General features: G+C 63.6%; 12 protein-coding genes. 6 read left to right on the top strand and 6 right to left on the bottom strand.

Annotation, left to right across the window (positions count from 1 at the left end; all coding sequences use genetic code 11):
• Positions 1-1,266: an MFS transporter gene (locus M1D34_RS14270; RefSeq protein WP_107607924.1), complete on the bottom strand. Its 1,266-nt coding sequence runs from the start codon at positions 1,264-1,266 to the stop codon at positions 1-3.
• Between the two features lie 190 nt (positions 1,267-1,456).
• Between M1D34_RS14270 and M1D34_RS14265 the strand changes: the two genes are divergently transcribed.
• Together M1D34_RS14265 and M1D34_RS14260 are read left to right on the top strand one after the other, a co-directional pair.
• Positions 1,457-2,035, top strand: coding sequence for a helix-turn-helix domain-containing protein (locus M1D34_RS14265; protein ID WP_013845005.1), 579 nt, complete (start codon positions 1,457-1,459; stop codon positions 2,033-2,035).
• A 1-nt stretch (position 2,036) separates the two neighbouring features.
• Positions 2,037-2,564, top strand: coding sequence for a GNAT family N-acetyltransferase (locus M1D34_RS14260; protein ID WP_498779577.1), 528 nt, complete (start codon positions 2,037-2,039; stop codon positions 2,562-2,564).
• 35 nt (positions 2,565-2,599) lie between these two features.
• On the opposite strand, the gene M1D34_RS14255 is transcribed toward M1D34_RS14260, so the two are convergent.
• Positions 2,600-3,238 (bottom strand): exopolysaccharide biosynthesis protein, encoded by a 639-nt coding sequence (locus M1D34_RS14255; protein WP_014530016.1) that lies wholly within the window; start codon positions 3,236-3,238, stop codon positions 2,600-2,602.
• A gap of 260 nt (positions 3,239-3,498) precedes the next feature.
• Between M1D34_RS14255 and M1D34_RS14250 the strand changes: the two genes are divergently transcribed.
• Positions 3,499-4,164 carry a YiaD family glycine zipper/OmpA-like lipoprotein gene (locus M1D34_RS14250; protein WP_004435511.1) on the top strand — a complete coding sequence of 222 codons (666 nt, stop codon included), beginning with the start codon at positions 3,499-3,501 and terminating at the stop codon, positions 4,162-4,164.
• A gap of 316 nt (positions 4,165-4,480) precedes the next feature.
• On the opposite strand, the gene M1D34_RS14245 is transcribed toward M1D34_RS14250, so the two are convergent.
• Positions 4,481-5,533, bottom strand: coding sequence for a lysine-2,3-aminomutase-like protein (locus tag M1D34_RS14245; RefSeq protein ID WP_027990449.1), 1,053 nt, complete (start codon positions 5,531-5,533; stop codon positions 4,481-4,483).
• Complete coding sequence (epmA, locus tag M1D34_RS14240) at positions 5,530-6,582, bottom strand: EF-P lysine aminoacylase EpmA (protein WP_127598476.1); 1,053 nt, start codon at positions 6,580-6,582, stop codon at positions 5,530-5,532. The genes M1D34_RS14245 and epmA overlap by 4 nt, the downstream gene beginning before the upstream one ends.
• Before the next feature lie 161 nt (positions 6,583-6,743).
• On the opposite strand from epmA, the gene efp reads away from it, so the two are divergent.
• From efp to mbfA, 3 genes are all read left to right on the top strand, one after another.
• Positions 6,744-7,313, top strand: a complete 570-nt coding sequence (gene efp / locus M1D34_RS14235; protein WP_004435501.1) for an elongation factor P — start codon at positions 6,744-6,746, stop codon at positions 7,311-7,313.
• A 212-nt stretch (positions 7,314-7,525) separates the two neighbouring features.
• Positions 7,526-8,767, top strand: coding sequence for a cyclopropane-fatty-acyl-phospholipid synthase (cfa1, locus tag M1D34_RS14230; protein ID WP_498779573.1), 1,242 nt, complete (start codon positions 7,526-7,528; stop codon positions 8,765-8,767).
• 260 nt (positions 8,768-9,027) lie between these two features.
• On the top strand, positions 9,028-10,011 hold the full coding sequence (mbfA, locus tag M1D34_RS14225) for an iron exporter MbfA (RefSeq protein WP_010968471.1): 984 nt from the start codon (positions 9,028-9,030) through the stop codon (positions 10,009-10,011).
• Between the two features lie 231 nt (positions 10,012-10,242).
• Here the strand turns inward: mbfA and M1D34_RS14220 are convergent, their stop codons facing one another.
• Positions 10,243-10,863: a transglutaminase-like cysteine peptidase gene (locus tag M1D34_RS14220; protein WP_010968472.1), complete on the bottom strand. Its 621-nt coding sequence runs from the start codon at positions 10,861-10,863 to the stop codon at positions 10,243-10,245.
• Between the two features lie 283 nt (positions 10,864-11,146).
• Complete coding sequence (locus M1D34_RS14215; RefSeq protein WP_027990452.1) at positions 11,147-11,989, bottom strand: alpha/beta hydrolase; 843 nt, start codon at positions 11,987-11,989, stop codon at positions 11,147-11,149.
• Positions 11,990-12,109: the final 120 nt, after the last annotated feature.

Genomic DNA, 12,109 nt, shown 5'->3' with positions numbered 1-12,109 from the left:
CTATAAATCCGGGCGCCTGACCGGCCGTTCCGCTCGCGCTTCCGTCTCTGCGAGTGCCACGGCATTCGGCACCTGGGCGCTTTTGAATTCGAAGCTGTCGCAGAGATCGGGCGGGACGCGTTCGCGCGAGCGGAGGCGAACGAGCACGAAAAGGGCGTAGAGGAGCGCCACCGTCATCGTCGCATAGATGAAGGTCCGTTGGCCGAAGGCCGGCGTCAGCAAGGTCACGAGCATCGGCACGAGGGTCGCCGACGCCGACCAGGCGACCAGCATGGTGCTGGCGAGCGGCACGAAATCTGCCGGATCGGTGCGATCGTTGGCATGCGCATTGGCGATCGAATAGACCGTCTCGACCGCCCCCGCGAACATCGCGAAAACCAGCATGAGCAGGAGAAGGTTGTCGAAGGAGACGGCGAGCGCAGCGATGCCCGCCGCGATGACGAGCGTACAGGTGGCGATGAGGACGATCCGGCGGTCGGTGCGGTCTGAAAGGGCGCCCATCGGATATTGGATGAAGAGCAGGCCGAACTGCATGACGAACATCAATGCCGCTACTTCCTTCTGACTGACGGAATTGGCGGCGGCGTAGATCGGCGTAAAGCCTTGCACCAGCATGGAAAGGCCGCCGGAGGCAAGCACGCCGATGAAGGCGACCGGAGAAATCCGCCAGACCATGGGAATGTCGATGCTGACCCTGGCAGGGGCGGGCGGCGTCGGCAGCCGCGTGAGGCCGATCGGCAGGATGGCGACCGCGGTGAAGAAGATCGTGACGATCGGGGCGAGATTGCCCTCGACCGGGATTTGCCCGAAGAGCCAGGCGCCGGCGCCAAGCCCGATGACATAGGCCATGTAGAAGAGCGCCATCGCCCGGCCGCGCCAGTGGTTCTCGCTGGCATGATTGAGCCAGCTCTGCGTGATGATGAAATTCATGTTGGCCGCAATGCCGTAGAGGCCGCGTGCGACGACCCAAAGCAGCGGGTGGACGCCGAGGCTGATCATCAGCGCCGCGAGAATGACCAGCGCCATCGAGCAGGAAAAGGCGCGGGCGTGGCCTACGCGGCGAATGAGCGAGCCGCCCATGAGGCAGCCGATCAGCCCGCCGAAGGCAATCGCCGTCACGGCGGCTCCCGGGACCCAATCCGGCGCCGCCGAGCGCGTCAGCACGAAGGGCACATAGGCGAGCATCATGCCGTTGCCGACCGCGACAGATGTCATCGAGGCGACTATGCTCGCGATCGACAGCAGCGACGAAGGAGATCGATGCATCTGCCTGTCCTCCTGCCGATCGTCTGAAGCTGATCTAAATTATTGAAGTTGAATGTTTTTCAGAACCGGCGCAGAATCCGGACGATAAGCCAGGACGCGGCCCGGGGCTGTCGTCAAAGCGGCATGCGCAAAACTTATTTCTCGCTCCGATCGTCTTGACTCCACTATATGAGAAATGCAATCTCTGATAATGGAAAACGCGATTGCCCCTCTCGAAGAGACCATGGCCATGCGCCTGCGCGAGCTGCGCATGGCGCGGGACCTGACGCTTGACGACCTGGCCGGCCGCTCCGGCGTCAGCCGCGCTATGATTTCGCGCATCGAGCGCGGCGAGGCGAGCCCGACGGCGCAGCTTCTGGCGAAGCTCTGCAGCGCGTTGGGCACGACGCTTTCGGCGCTTTTTGCTTCCGAAAGGAGCGAGGCCTCGCCCTTGGCCCGGCACGCGGAGCAGCGGCTGTGGCGCGATCCCGAAAGCGGCTATCTGCGCCGTTCGGTTTCACCCGAAGGCGTCGGTTCGCCGGTCGACATCGTCGAGGTCGAGTTTCCGCCCGGTGCTCGTGTCGTCTTCGAGCGACAGCCCATGGACCGCGGCATCACCCAGCACCTCTGGCTTTTCTCCGGCCGCCTCGAATTGACGATGGAAAGCGGACGGCAGCTCCTGGAGCCGGGCGACTGCCTGTTCATGGGGCTTGAAGAGGCCCACATCTTTCACAATCCCCACGAAGAGCCGGCGCATTACGCCGTCATCCTCTGCCGCAACAAGGTCTGACATGCCCGACGTCGATATCCGCGTGCTCACCGCAGGAGACACCTTGGCCGCCCTGCCGGCTCTGGCCGAAATTCTCTCCGATTGCGTCGAAGGCGGCGCTTCGGTCGGCTTCATGCAACCGTTTTCGCCGAATGACGCCGTTCACTTCTGGGAGGGCGTCGCCGCGGCCGTCGGGCGCAGCGAAACGGTGCTCCTCTCGGCCGAAGTCGACGGCCGGATGGTCGGCACCGTGCAGCTCGGCGTCAGCACCATGCCGAACCAGCCGCATCGCGCCGACGTCAGAAAGCTGCTCGTCCACCGCGACGCCCGCGGTCTCGGCCTGTCGCGTCGCCTGATGGATGCGGCCGAGGCGGAAGCCGTCAGGCGCGGCAGAAGAGTGCTGGTCCTCGACACGGCGACCGGCGAGCCGGCGGAAGCGATCTACGAGCGCTTTGGCTGGACGCGCGCCGGTATCGTTCCCGACTATGCGTTGATGCCGGACGGCCGCTATTGCGCAACGACGTTCTTCTACAAGCACCTTGCCACATAGGGCGGCTCGGATGGCCTCATCCGGTGCTGCCGCGATCACGAAACGAAGAAGTGCGAGAGGCCCTGGCCGGCGGCGAAAGCGGCATAGCCGAGAACTGCGAAATAAACGGTGGTCGCGACCAGGAAGAAATAGCCGCCGGCCACCATCAGCCCGTCGCGCTGGATGATGCCGAGCGACAGGAGCAGGATGGCGATGCCGGGCAGGGTGTTCGACAGCGGAATCAGCCCGAGCGGAAACATGAGAAGCACGCCGCCGGCCATGATCATCAGGCCGTTGAAACGGTTCATCAGGGCGCCTTCGGTCAGGAAATTGAGCCGCGGGCGCACATAGCGGTCGAGCTTCGAGACCAGTGCCGCACCTTTTCGGAGCGTCGGCACGAGCTTTTCCGTGGCGATCTCCCGGTCGAGGATGCGCTTCGGCAGCCAGGGCATGCGATTGAGGGTGATCGCGAGCGAAATGAGAATGATGGCCGCCCCGAAGACGGTGCTGACGCCCGGAATGGAAACCGGGATCAGGAACGGCAGGGTCAGCAGCGCGCAGAGAAGGAGGAAGCCCTGCTCGCCGATCTCGATCATCAGCTCGCGCAGCGTGATCGTGTTGCCTCTGATCGACGCGATCATGCCGGTGAGCGTGTCGCTGAGGCTGCGTTGCGAATCGCCGAACTCGACCGCCATAATTTTTCCCTTCACGGTTTGCGGGCGCTCCATGCGGTGCCCGCGGCTCGCATTCTTTACGCCGAACCGGGCCTGGCAGACCATAGCGCCAGGCGCATGAACCTCCGGTTAGCGGGCCCTCTGGTCAGCAATGTGGCGAGGTCCGGCAGAAATGGTGCACCGCAATACTCCCGATAGAGGAAAGTAGAAGGCCCCTTCATCTTCCTGCCGCAATCGATAGTATGAACCGATCCTGAGCACCAATGGGGACAATTGATTCGATGATCAAGAAATGCGCCATCCTGGCTGTCGTGGCCGTCTATCTTTCCGGATGCACCACCACCGATCCCTATACGGGAGAACAGAAGATGTCGAACACGGCCGGAGGCGCTTTGATCGGCGCGGGTCTCGGCGCTGCGACCGGTCTTCTGGTGGGCGGCAGTGCGGCGGGCCGGCGTGATGCCGCTCTTGTCGGCGCAGGCATCGGCGCTCTCGGCGGCGGCCTGGTCGGAAACTACATGGATCAGCAGGAATCCGAACTGCGGGCGCAGTTGCAGGGCACCGGCGTTTCGGTCACCCGCGCCGGCGATCGCATCATCCTGAACATGCCGTCGAACATCACCTTCGCGACCGACCGCGACCAGGTGATTCCGGCCTTCTACTCGACGCTCGACTCGGTTGCGATCGTGCTGCGCAAGTTCAACAAGACGCTGATCGACGTCGACGGTCACACCGACTCGACCGGCAGCGCCTCCTACAACCAGGGACTTTCGGAGCGGCGCGCGGCCTCGGTCGCCAACTATCTCGCCAGCCGCGGCGTCGACCAGCGGCGCATGTCGGCAGTAGGCTACGGCCTGGAGCGGCCGATTGCGTCGAACGCCACCGAGGTCGGCCGTGCCCAGAACCGCCGCGTCGAAATCTCGATCGCGCCGATCAAACAGGGCTGAACGGCTTCAACGTGATGACGAAGGGCCGCGCGGATTGTCCGGGCGGCCTTTTCAATTTCCGAAATGCCCCTCATCCGGCCTGCCGGCCACCTTCTCCCCGCTGACGGGGAGAAGGTGACTCGCGGCGCCGTCTCCGTCCCTCGATCGACCTAGACGGGATGAGGAAAAGTGTGCGCGGTTTTCCGCCCGCATAGGGCGGCCCGACCTAAAAGCATCGTGATCTGGTCTCAGTCTAGGAGGCGAAGGTGGTGCCCCTGTCCCTTCTCCCCGCTTGCGGGGAGAAGGTGGCGGCAGCCGGATGAGGGGCGATGCTGCGTCACCCCTTCGGCGGATAGTCGTGCCTGTTTCCGCGGAAGTCGGTGACCGTGTAGCAGCCGCCGCCCTCCGCCTCGATCGCGCTGGCGCTGACGACGGCCTTGCCGTGGCCCCCGGGAATGTCGAGGATGTAGGCGGGCTGGCAGAGGCCGGATACGCGTCCGCGCAGAGAGGCGACGAGCGCCTGGCCCTCCTCGATGGACAGCCGGAAATGGCCGGTGCCGGGCGCAAGATCCGGATGGTGCAGGTAATAGGGCTTGATCCGTGTCTCGACGAAGGCGCGCATCAGTGCGGCGAGCACGTCCGGATCGTCATTGACGCCTTTCAGCAGCACCGACTGGCTCACCATGACGATGCCCGCATCGATCAGCCGCGCGGCGGCGGCGCGGGCCTCGGCGGTGAGTTCCCGCGGATGGTTGGCATGAAGCGCCACATAGGTCGCCTTGCCGCTGCTCTTCAAAGCGGCGATCAGCCCCGCATCCACCCGGTCCGGCTCGACCACCGGCACGCGCGTGTGGAAGCGCACGACCTTGACATGGTCGATTTCTGCGAGCCGCACCATGATATCGCCGAGCCGCCGGGGCGAGAGCACCAGCGGATCGCCGCCGGTCAGGATCACTTCCCAGATTTCCGGGCGCCCGGCGATATAGGCGAGCGCCGCATCGAGTTCCGCGGGCGTGAGCGTGCCGAGACCCTCGGGGCCGACCATTTCGCGGCGGAAACAGAAGCGGCAGTAAACCGGGCAGACATGAACCGCCTTCAGGAGCACCCGGTCCGGATAGCGGTGGACGATACCGGCAACCGGGCTGTGCGCTCCGTCGCCGATCGGATCGGCACGCTCTTCAGGCATGAGCGTGAGTTCGGCCATGTCGGGCACGAACTGCCGCGCAATCGGGTCGTTCGGATCGTCCCGGTCGACCAGGCGGGCGATCGTCGGGCTGATGGCGACGGCGTAGCGGGACGCGACCCGGGAGATCGCCTCTTCCTGCTCTCGACCGACCAGACCGGCGTCGGCGAGCTCACGCGCTGTTCTGATGGCGCGTTCCGCGGTCATGGCGTGGCCTCCGCGACCGGGGCCCAAAGGACCTGATCGATGCGGGATGCGCCCGTTGCCAGCATGACCAGCCGGTCGAAGCCGAGTGCGATGCCGCTCGCCTCGGGCATGCCGGCGAGCGCCGCGAGGAAATCCTCGTCGATCGGGTAGGTCTCGCCGTAGACCCGCGCCTTCTCCGCCATTTCCAGTTCGAACCGGCGGCGCTGCTCGGCGGCATCGGTCAATTCACCGAAGGCATTTGCGAGTTCGACGCCGCAGGCATAGAGCTCGAAACGCTCTGCCACGCGAGAGTCTGCGGCTGCAGGCCGGGCAAGCGCTGCCTCGGCAACCGGATATTCGTCGAGGATCGTGGCGCGCCCGAAGCCGAGATTGGGCTCGATCCTTTCGACGAGCACGCGGCTGAAGAGATCGGCCCAGCTATCGTCTCCGGCGACACGCAAGCCCGCCTCCCGCATGGCCGCCGCCAGGCTCTCGCGGTCGGTGGAGCCGTCTTCCCGGACCGAGGCGAGGAGGTCGAGCCCCGCGAAGCGCGCGAAGGCCTCGGCGACGGAGAGCCGCTCCGGCTCGGCGAAAGGATCGCATTCATGCCCCTGATAGACGAGGGACCGAGCGGCGACTGTCTCTGCGGCGAGCGCGAGAATCTCGCCGCAGTCGTGCATCAGCGTCTCGTAGCCCTCCTCGGCGCGGTACCATTCGAGCATGGTGAATTCCGGATGATGCAGCGGGCCCCGCTCGCGGTTGCGGTAGACATGGGCGAAACAGGCGATGCGCCGCTCGCCGGCGGCGATGAGCTTCTTGCAGGCGAATTCGGGCGAGGTGTGGAGATAGAGCGGCTGGACGGAGCCGTCGAGCCCAAGCGCCTCGGTCGCAAAGGCATGCAGATGCGCCTCGTTGCCCGGCGACACCTGCAGCGCTGCCGTGTCGACCTCGATGAAGTCGCGTTCGTCGAAGAACCGGCGGAGCGCCGACTGGATGCGGTTGCGCCCGATCAGGAAGGGGCGCCGGTCGGCATGGACGTCGGGAGTCCACCAGGGAGAAGCATGCGGCATGGTCGGTTCGGTCCAGGCTTTCTTCCGCGCGAATGCCCGCTCAGGCTGGCTATTTGCGCGAAATTAGGATAGTGGCGGCGCGAAAACTGAATTTTCGCGTCCCTTCCGGGCCGATCTCCGGCCCGCTCGTGTCGCTGATACCTCTGTTACAAGGAAGACTAATGGTCAAGGTCATCGCTTCTTCGGTCCGCAAGGGCAACGTTCTCGACGTCGACGGCAAACTCTATGTCGTGCTCACCGCGCAGAACTTCCATCCGGGCAAGGGCACGCCGGTCACGCAGGTCGACATGCGCCGCATCTCCGACGGCGTGAAGGTCTCCGAGCGCTACCGCACGACCGAGCAGGTCGAGCGCGCCTTCGTCGAAGACCGCGAGCACACCTTCCTTTATGAAGATGGCGAAGGCTTCCACTTCATGAACCCGGAAAGCTACGACCAGCTCGTCATGAGCTCCGAAGACATCGGCGACCTGAAGGCCTATCTTCAGGAAGGCATGGCCGTGATGCTGTCGATCCACGAAGGCATTGCCATCGCCATCGACCTGCCGCGCCACGTCACTCTCGAAATCACCGAGACCGAGCCGGTCGTCAAGGGCCAGACGGCCTCCTCCTCCTACAAGCCGGCCGTGCTTTCGAACGGGGTTCGTACCCTGGTGCCGCCGCACATCCAGGCTGGCACCCGCGTCGTCATTGCGACGGAAGACGGCTCCTATGTCGAGCGCGCCAAGGACTGATCTGGTCCGGGCAGAAGTCGAAACGGGGACGGCAGTCTTTGACTGCCGTCCCCGTTTTCGTTTCCCGTGCGTAGCCGCAAATCCGGCCCGCATTTCATAAACGCTCCAGCACGTTGAAACGACGCACGTCCGCACGGAAAACCGCTACACATTTTTCCTGGATGTGCTTTAGGATGCCGCCCTCTGGATCGGGATGAGAGGTGCGGCACTGCATGTTTCCACTATCGCATATGATGAAGTCGTTCATTCGCAAGGGGACGCTTACGGTAATCGATGCCGACGGCAAGAGGCACGTCTTTGCCGGCGAGCCGGGGCCGAGCGTGACGATGCGGCTGACCGACAAGCGACTCTATCGCAGCCTCGTCTTCAATGCCGAGCTGGCCGCCGGTGAAGCCTATATGGACGGGACCATGCGGTTCGAGGAAGGCTCGACGCTGCGGGACTTCCTGACGCTCTTTTCGATCAACCGCCTGTCGCTCGGCTCCTATCCGACCCAGAAGCTGTTGCGGGCGGTGAAAATGCGTTTCCGCAAGCGCCAGCAGGCCAATCCCAAGGGCAAGGCGCAGCAGAACGTCGCGCATCATTACGATCTGGGCAATGATTTCTACCAGCTGTTCCTCGACGAGAACATGCTCTATTCCTGCGCCTATTTCCGCGAGCCGGACGAGACGCTGGAGGCTGCGCAGCGCAACAAGCTGCGGCTGCTTGCGGCAAAGCTCTGTCTGAAGCCGGGCATGAGGGTGCTCGACATCGGCTGCGGCTGGGGCGATCTCGCCCTCTATCTGGCCGCGCTCGAAGACGTCGAGGTTCTGGGTGTCACGCTTTCCAGGGAACAGCAGGCGCTCGCCTCCGAGCGGGCACGTGCGGCCGGAATGGCCGACCGCGTGCGCTTTGAGCTCAAGGACTATCGCGATGTCGAGGGGCCGTTCGACCGGATCGTTTCGGTCGGCATGTTCGAGCATGTCGGCGTCCATCACTACGACGAGTTCTTCAAGAAACTGAATGCGCTGATGCCGGATGACGGGCTGGCCGTGCTCCATTCGATCGGCCATATGAGCCCGCCCGGCATGGCAAGCGCCTGGCTGCGGAAATATATCTTCCCCGGCGCCTATTCCCCGGCACTGTCGGAGGTGTTCGAGGTGGTCGAACGCAATAGCCTGTGGGTGACCGATCTCGAATTCCTGCGCGTGCACTATGCGACGACGCTCGCCCATTGGGGCGCGCGCTTCGATGAGAATCGCGACAAGGTGGTGGCGATGTACGACGAGCGCTTCGCCCGCATGTGGGAGTTCTACCTGATCAGCGCGGAAATGATGTTCCGCACCGGCAGCCAGCTCGTCTTCCATATGCAGCTGTCGCGTTCACGAGACGCGGCGCCGATCGTTCGCGACTACGTCACCGATCTGCAGCGCACCTATATCGAAAAGGAAAAGGCGCTCGATCTGGCGGTTTAACTCAACCCCAGGCTTACCCCTCCCCAACCCCTCCCCACAAGGGGGAGGGGTTTAACTTGCCTCACCGTCACCGCGTCGCCATCGTTTTGGCGCGGAGAGTGCCGCGGGGAAGCCCCCTTGTGAGGAGGGGTTGGGGAGGGGTTGCGGACGCCGATCATATAGTTCGGACACCGTCGAAGAAGACGCGGTGCCGCCGATCCGCCGCCTTGACGCGTCATGAATCGGCGCCTATTTAGAATTATTCTAAAGAAGGCTTCGTGATGCTCTCCCGACTTTTCTCCCGTTACAAACGACCGTTCCTGTCCTTGAGCGAACAGGAAATCCTTGCCCTCGCCATATCCTCGGAAGAGGACGATGGGCGCATCTATCTCGCCTATGCCGACGCTCTGCGCGCAAAATATCCCCATTCCGCAAGGGTCTTCGAGGAAATGGCGGAGGAGGAGAGCCATCACCGTCAGGCCTTGATCGACCTGCATGTCGCCCGTTTCGGCAACCGCATCCCGCTCGTTAGGCGCGAGCACGTGCGCGATTTCCCGGAGCGCAAGCCCGATTGGCTGATCGCCGAGATGCCGATCGAGAAGGCGCGCGCGGAAGCCGAGGCGATGGAGGAGGCGGCGCACCGGTTTTACGTCGAGGCCGCGGCGCGCACGCGGGACGCGGCGACGCGCAAGCTCTTGGGCGATCTGGCGATTGCCGAGAAGTCGCATGAATCGCTCGCCCGCCGGCTCGGCGAAAAGCATACGCCGGTCGACGTGCGCCACGAGGAAGATGAGACCTCACGCCGCCAGTTCATACTCACCTATGTGCAGCCGGGCCTCGCGGGCCTGATGGATGGCTCCGTTTCGACGCTCGCGCCGATCTTCGCCGCAGCCTTCGCCACGCAGGATACATGGCAGACCTTTCTCGTCGGCCTGTCGGCCTCCGTCGGCGCGGGCATCTCGATGGGTTTCACCGAGGCGGCGCATGATGACGGCAAGCTTTCCGGCCGCGGCTCGCCGGTCAAGCGCGGGCTTGCCTCGGGCATCATGACGGCACTCGGCGGTCTCGGCCACGCTCTGCCCTATCTCATTCCGCATTTCTGGACCGCGACAATGACGGCGGCGGCAATCGTCTTCTTCGAACTGTGGGCAATCGCCTTCATTCAGAACCGCTACATGGAAACGCCCTTCCTGAGGGCCGCCTTCCAGGTGGTGCTCGGTGGCGGGCTGGTTCTTGCCGCCGGCATCGTCATAGGGAATGCTTAGAGACCGCAACCGCTCCTCCCTCATTCTCTGTGCTTGTCACAGAGATCCGGCAGCGCCACGTCCGTGACGCGGGAAGCGTTCTGTCAGCCCAAGGAGCACAGGAATGAGGAGCTTTGTGGAGGCGTGCGCGTTACGCCAGCGTCCGCTTGCGGGTATCCGAGCGATTTCACCGACACGCAACAAAAAAGGCCGCAGGATGCGGCCTTTTTGAAAGGAGCTGTTTCGGCAGGATCAGTTTCCGACGGAACCGACGAGCACTTCCCCGCTATTGTCGATGGTGACCCAACGGCCGCTGTGGTTCGTCGCCTGGCGCTTGAGGAAGCGGTAGGGCGTGTGCGTCCACAGCCTCACCCCATCGTCGAGATTGTCGAGAATGAAGTCGCCCTGAGCTGTGCGGACCGTCAGCACCGCATGGCCCTCGCCATCGGGCTTGCGCACGACAGTCATCAGCAGGTTGCCGGCGGAGAAGCCCTTCTGCATGAGGCGTCTGCGCTTTTCGAGCGCGAAGTCCTCGCAATCGCCCTGTCTCCCCGGATAGGACCACACCTCGTCCCGGCCGGTAAGCTCGATGTCGGTTACCGGCGCGATCTGCCGGTTGACGGAGGCGTTGACCTGCCGAATGGCGGCCCAGCCGCCGGCGGTGACACGCGGCGGCACCTTAGCCTTCGAACGGACGTTGCACTCGCCCCTGTACTTCTGACAGAACTCGTAATGCCCGATCGGCTGCGAGGTCACCGCGCCGGTCTGCATCCAGGGAGTAGCTCCCGCCTGTGCGGGAATTGCCGTGTTCGTTGAAATGAAAAGCGCACACAGCGCTGCGAAACTTGCCTTAACCCCGGTCCAAGACGCCATACAGATCCCCTGCAACGCGCCCGCATCCGTACCTTCCGGATCGATCCGCGCAATCAAAAGTTGTCGACAGCTTTATTAGGAATTTCCCCTGCGCTGCTCTAATCGTTAATAAAGAGTTAATATACTCCGCTTGTCGGAGTCAATCGCCTGATTCGGACTAGTCCGTTTTATGGTTAAGGTTCGCGGCAGGCGGACGCAGAAGCCCGCCAGCGCAAGGGCTTGGCTGTGCCTTGCGAAGCGATCTCAGGGAACTTTGATTAGGCCGGATGGATTAACCGAGCGCTCAGGCTTTGGTCAGCATGGCGTCGATCGCCTGTTTCAATTTGGCAATGTCCTCCTCGCGGGACAACCGGTGGTCGCCGTCGCGGATCAGGGTCATGACGACGTCGTCGGCCGGCATGTGCTCCATCAGCTTGAGGGCATGCGTGTAGGGGACGTCCGGATCGCGCATGCCCTGGAGGATATGCACCGGGCAGCCGGTTTCGATCGGCCCTTTCATGACGAGGTTGTTGCGGCCATCCTCGATCAGCGCGCGGGTGAAGACATTGGGCTCGGGGCTGTATTCCGATGGCTCTTCGAAATAACCCCGTTCGGCGAGCGAGGTCCTTTCGGCCTCGGTAAGATTGGGCTCGATGAGCTCGGCGGTGAAGTCCGGGGCCGGGGCGATCAGCACGAGGCCGCAGAGGCGGCCGACCCCACCTTCTCCATGATGGGCGCCGCCTTTGAGCTTCTCGGCAAGGCGCAGCGCGACCCAGGCGCCCATGGAGGAACCGATCAGGATCATGCGCCCCGTCGCGGCGTGATCGATCACGGCGAGACTCTCCTCGACCCAGCGCGAGATCGTGCCGTCCCTGTAGTCGCCGTCCGACGCGCCGTGGCCGGAATAGTCGAAGCGAATGCAGTCGGTGCCGGCCTCGCGCGCGTGCCGCTCGACCTCCACCGCCTTCGTCCCGGTCATGTCCGATCGGTAGCCGCCGAGCCAGACCAGCGCCGGATGCCGCGGATCCCCGTCTTTCATATCCGGCGGATTTCCCGTGCGGAAGATACGCATGGCGATGCTTCTCGCCGCAGCGCCCGTTCCTACTTCGATCCGCGTGATCTCGGTTTCAGCCGGCGTCGTCGACATCGAGTAACTCCTGAAGGCCTGGTAATGACGGATTTCCTTCTAAAACAGATTCTTTCGGGTATCGACAGAGGATGATTTTCATTGCGGGCCATGCTATTGACTCTGGAGCCGCAATTCACA

Source organism: Ensifer sp. D2-11 (genome assembly GCF_054161295.1).
This window is presented reverse-complemented; position numbering and strand designations above follow the sequence as displayed.